The following is a 4878-nucleotide window of genomic DNA, read 5'->3' on the forward strand; positions in this document are numbered from 1 at the left end:
AGCTCCCACCGAACTGCTGCGACAGCCCGGCGAGGAGGTCTCCCACCTCCTTCGATTTCCAGCGCTTCACGGCGCACTGCGACCTCGTGTCGCACGCCTGCCCCCAGCTTCACAACGCTGCTGCGACAGCACAGCGGCGGAGTCCTTTCACCTCCGCCCGGTTACATGGCGCCTCGTGGCGCTCCAGGTCACCTTCCCAGTGGTCGGGAACGGCGCGGTCGGCGATCTCGGCGGGCCGGTCGCTGATCATCACCATGGGGTGGGAGAAGCAGGGCTGGCGCTGGCCGTCCTTACGCCGGGGTTTGCGGACCGTCCGGCCGGTGCGCAGCGCCTTGGCGAGCTCGCGGCGCAGCTCGCCGCGGCCTTGGACGTACAGGGCCTGGTAGATCGTCTCGTGGGTCACGTGCAGCTCGCTCCGGTCGGGATGATCCCGGCGCAGCCGGCGGCTGATCTGCTCAGGGCTGTGCTTGCGGTCGAGCAGATCTTGGACGAGCGCCCGCAACTCTGGATTAACCCCAATCTTGCCGGTCTTGGGCCGCGGACGCCGTGCGTCGGCACGGGCCTGGGCGGCGTGCGGCCGATAGTCGCCTGAGACGGGATGGGCGTTGCGTCTGACCTCGCAGCTGATCGTGGACGGGCTGCGGCCCAGCTCAGCGGCGATCGACCGGATCGACTGGCCCTCCCGCATCAGATCGGCGATCGTGATCCGGTCATCGGCCGTCAGGAACCGGCCCGAGGACGGCACAGGCCGGGCGGGAGGCTGTCGAAGCGCCTTCCGCCCGGCCTGACTCGCTCGACCGTGCCGCCATCGGTGACCGGTCCGCAGGTTGATCCCGACGATCCGACACGCCTCCGCAGTACCTACTCCCTGAGCCACAAGATCCAAATATGCTTTGCGCTCAGCATGCAGCTTCTTCCGGCCCTGCGGCGATCGATCTGGTCGGATCTCGAACACTGCAGCTCCTGAATGGATCAGGTGTTGCAACGATCACTAGAACCCAAGCGCGATGGTGCGCGGCGGGCCTTTCTTCGTGCTCGGGGTCGGCCCTCCGCTCCCGAAGGTGGCCCCAGCCCCAAGGTAGGTCTTTGCTTGGGGTTGAGGCTCCGCTTGCTGTCGTGGCCTTCTGCCTCATAACCGAATGAGGGATGGCCTGTGCGTTCGGTGAGTCTCAATGGGGCACTTCGCGGGGAGCTTGGGCGAGGACCGGCATGTGGAACAGGAGGCTGTCACCGCGGTGGGTGGTCAGGGCGGTGGGGCGGTGCCGCAGGATCGCAGCCCGCGCGGCCTGGTTGTCGGGCAGGGTTTCGGCGGTGAAGTGAGTGATGCCGCGGGCGTGGGCGAGTTCGCCGAGGGCGTCGATGAGCAGTCGGGACAGGCCGCGTCGCAGCCAGGCGTCGGCGATCAGCATGGCCATCTCGGCCGTGTGGGGGTCGGTGTGGTCGCGGACGTATTCGGCGATCGCGACGGCGTGATCGCCGCTGTCGGGGATGGCCAGGAGGATCTCGCGGTTCCAGTGGTCGACGGTCTGCAGGGAGCGTAGGTAGCCGGTGGGGATGCGGGGTGAGCCGACGAAGAAGCGGTGGTAGAGGCTGGTGGCCGAGGCGTGGTCTGACAGCCCACGGACAAGGGGGATGTCGGCGGGCCGGCAGGGGCGGATCGTGAGAGCAGGTGTGCGGTGTGCGGGAAGGGTCGTGGTGGTCACGGGCGGGTCCTGCGGAGCGGGGTGATGCCGAGGGCGGTGGCGGCGCTGAGGGCGGCGGTGCCGGCGATGAACCACCAGCCGTGCCGGAAGGTCTCCTGCAGGTGCGTAGCGGGGAGGTCGAGGGTGCCGAGGACGGCGACGAGGATCGCCACGCCCAGGACGTAGCCGAGTTGGCGGCTGGTGTTGACCACGCCGCTGCCGGTGGCGGCCTGGGCGGGCGGCAGGCCCGCGGTGGCGGCGGCGATCATGGTGGGCAGGGCCAGCCCGATCCCGACGCCGATGACGATCCAGCCGGGCAGCACCTGCGTGGTGTAGCGGACATCTGCGGAGGCTCCGGCGGCGAGCAGTAGCGCGCCGGCGCAGAACAGCAGGTTGCCCGCGGCGACCAGGGCGCCGAGCGGGACGCGCCGGGCCAGGCGCTGCCCGACGACGGCGAACAGCGGCACCATGAGCGGCCCCGGCAGGATCGCCAGGCCGGTCTGGATCGCGCTGTAGCCGGCGGCGTGCTCCAGCCAGAGCACGATGGCGGGGAAGGTGGCGCCGAAGGCCGTGCAGAACACCAGGGCGGTGGCGTTGGCCCACACGAAGGACGGCACCCGCAGCAGAGCGGGGTCGATGACGGGGGCCGGGTGCCGCGCGGTTCGGCGGGCGAACACGCCGATCCCGGCGGCCGCGGCGGCCAGCGCCGCGATCGTCAGAGCGTCCGTCCAGCCCCACGCGCCGCCCTGGACCAGGCCGAGCGACAGGGCGCCGACCGCCGCGGCCAGCACTGCCACGCCGAGCAGGTCGGGCATCGGGACCGGAGAGGCGACGCCGGTGTCGGGGATCAGCCGCCAGGCGGCGGCGATCACCGCGATCCCGATGGGCACGTTGATCAGGAACACCCAATGCCAGGACAGCTGCACCAGCGCTCCCCCTGCGACCGGGCCGATCGCGGCGGCGAAGGAGCTTGTGGTGGCCCAGATCTTCACCGCGCCGGTGCGCCGTTCGGCGGGCAGGACGGTGAGCAGCAGGCCGAGGCTGGCCGGGGTGAGTGCCGCGGCTCCGGCGGCCTGCAGCACTCGGAAGGCCACCAGCCACCACAGGGACGGGGCCGCCGCGCAGGCCGCGCTGGCGGCGGTGAACAGGGCGAGGCCGGTCAGGAAGGCGGTCTTGCGGCCGTGCCGGTCGGCCAGCCGCCCGGCCGGGATCAGCAGCGCCGCGTACACGATGGTGTAGCCGTTCAGAACCCAGCTGAGGTCGGCCAGGCTCGAGCCTCGGTAGGCGGCGCCGATGGCGGTGAAGGCGACATTGACCACGAACACGTCGAGCATCGCCATGAACGCGGCCGCGCACAGCACGAAGGTGACGGCGCCGGGCCGGGCATGCCGGGGCGGCGCCGGGGCCGTGAACGTGGGTTCGGGCATGGGGGGACCTCTCATCCATCTGGCTACCCTTATGTATAGCCAGCCTAGGTGCTGACTATACATAAGTGAAGCCATGGCGGGTAGCATGGCCCCATGGCTGCTGTGATGGAGGGACCACTGGCGGACCTCGGCGCATGGAAGACCGACGGCTGCTCACTGGTCAAGGCCCTGGAGGTCGTCGGGACCCGGTCGTCGCTGCTGATCCTGCGCGAGGCCTACTACGGCACCACCCGTTTCAGCGCCTTCGCCCGGCGCACCGGCCTCACCGACCGGGTCGCGGCCGGGCAGCTCAAGCACCTCACCGAGGCAGGACTGCTGGCCAAGCGCCCCTATCGGGACGAGGGCGGCCGCACCCGCGAGGAGTACGTGCTCACCGACATGGGCCGCGACCTGCTGCCCGCCGTGATGAGCCTGATGCAGTGGGGCAACAAATACCTGCAGGACGGGCATCCGCCGCTGCTCTACCTCGAGCACGGCACCGAATCACCCGTCGAGGTCGAGCTACGCAGCACCACCGGCCACAAGGTCGAACTGGAGAACCTCGCCGTCCGCCTCAACCCCGGCCGGCGCAAGCCACAGGACGACTGACCCTCACACCCCGGCCCACTCGGACATGCCCGGTGTATTGCCGCACCGACCAAGGGTTGTCGGGATCAGGTAGAAGGGGGTTTCCGTCCCTTCTCGAGGAGCACTGGTGCGGATCGTCTACTCCCGCGCCTTGTAGGCGCGGGCGTCCACCTTCGCCTCGGCAACCAGCGCCGGTGCGGATCGTCTACTCCCGCTCGTCCACCGCGGCCCAGTCCCTGCTGCGCCAGCGGCACATCCTCACCGAGGCCGGGCTGCTGGTCCGGACCGAGGGTGTGGCCGAGGGGTTCCACCCGGCTCCGGGGGTGCGGCTGTTCGAGGACCCGGCGACGACCTCCAAGATTCCCGCGCTGGAGCGGCCCGCGTTCGCCAGGGTCGCCGCCGCCGCGCATCACGGCGACATTCTCACGGTGTCGGAGCTGTTCCGGCTGTGCCGCGACCTGGTCGACATCCACGCCGTCCGCGACTGGTTCCAGGCTCGCGGCGTGGTGCTGCGGGTGCTGTCCGGGCCGTTGTCGAACTTCCACGACCTGGCCGCCAACGACGCGGCCACTGCCCTGCTCATCAACGTGATCACTGCCGTCGGGCAGTTTCAGCGCGACCTGCAGAACGAGCTGACGGCCGAGGGGATCGCCGCGGCGGAAGCCGAAGGCCGCTATGGCGGCCGGCCGCCCGCGCTGACCGGCGCCCGGCTCGAGGAGGTGCGGTCAGCGTTTCAGGACCAAGGCGCCTCGATCGCGGCACTCGCACGCACGTACGGGGTGAGCCGCGCTGCCGTTCGGACCGCGCTGGCCGATCTGCTGTCCGACCAGCCGCTCCCGCGATTGCCCTGATCGCGGGAGCGGGGATCGGTCGGGCAGCCTGGCCGAGGTCGAGGCAGCGGCCCATGTCGATGTCGATCGTGCCGTACAGGTTGGCGTTGGACCAGAACAGGGGCGAATGGCCGCGCTTGTCGGCGTCCGTCAGTCGCTTCTGCCAAGCGGGGTCCTTGAGGACGGACTGAACCAGCAGAGTGTTGATGACTCCCGCTGACCACAGCAAGGAAATCGACCTTCAGCCGGACCCTTTAGCCAACCAGATCAAGATCGAGTAGGGTCGGGGGCTGGCGCGGTGGCGTCTCCTGGCGGTAGGGCCTGGGGCCTTCATGTTCCGCCGGTTTCCCGGTCGGTTGTGCCACCCCAGTG

The 4878-nt window shown here is 70.2% G+C and carries 5 protein-coding genes; 2 read left to right on the plus strand and 3 right to left on the minus strand.

The genetic code is table 11. From position 1 onward, the window contains the following. Positions 1-109: 109 nt before the first annotated feature. From AB0B91_RS64145 to AB0B91_RS64155, 3 genes are all read right to left on the minus strand, one after another. Positions 110-745, minus strand: coding sequence for an IS30 family transposase (locus tag AB0B91_RS64145; protein WP_358342810.1), 636 nt, complete (start codon positions 743-745; stop codon positions 110-112). Positions 746-1169: 424 nt separating this feature from the next. Then, positions 1170-1703, minus strand: coding sequence for a GNAT family N-acetyltransferase (locus AB0B91_RS64150; protein WP_358342812.1), 534 nt, complete (start codon positions 1701-1703; stop codon positions 1170-1172). Beyond that, complete coding sequence (locus AB0B91_RS64155; RefSeq protein WP_358342814.1) at positions 1700-3109, minus strand: MFS transporter; 1410 nt, start codon at positions 3107-3109, stop codon at positions 1700-1702. The genes AB0B91_RS64150 and AB0B91_RS64155 overlap by 4 nt, the downstream gene beginning before the upstream one ends. Before the next feature lie 93 nt (positions 3110-3202). On the opposite strand from AB0B91_RS64155, the gene AB0B91_RS64160 reads away from it, so the two are divergent. Both AB0B91_RS64160 and AB0B91_RS64165 read left to right on the plus strand, forming a co-directional pair. Further along, positions 3203-3697 carry a helix-turn-helix domain-containing protein gene (locus AB0B91_RS64160; protein WP_358342816.1) on the plus strand — a complete coding sequence of 165 codons (495 nt, stop codon included), beginning with the start codon at positions 3203-3205 and terminating at the stop codon, positions 3695-3697. A 173-nt stretch (positions 3698-3870) separates the two neighbouring features. After that, the gene (locus tag AB0B91_RS64165) at positions 3871-4527 is read left to right on the plus strand and encodes a recombinase family protein (protein ID WP_358342818.1); all 657 of its coding nucleotides are present in this window, start codon (positions 3871-3873) and stop codon (positions 4525-4527) included. Positions 4528-4878 lie beyond the last annotated feature (351 nt).

It is taken from the genome of Nonomuraea sp. NPDC049141, assembly GCF_040648415.1.
Classification (GTDB): Bacteria; Actinomycetota; Actinomycetes; order Streptosporangiales; family Streptosporangiaceae; genus Nonomuraea.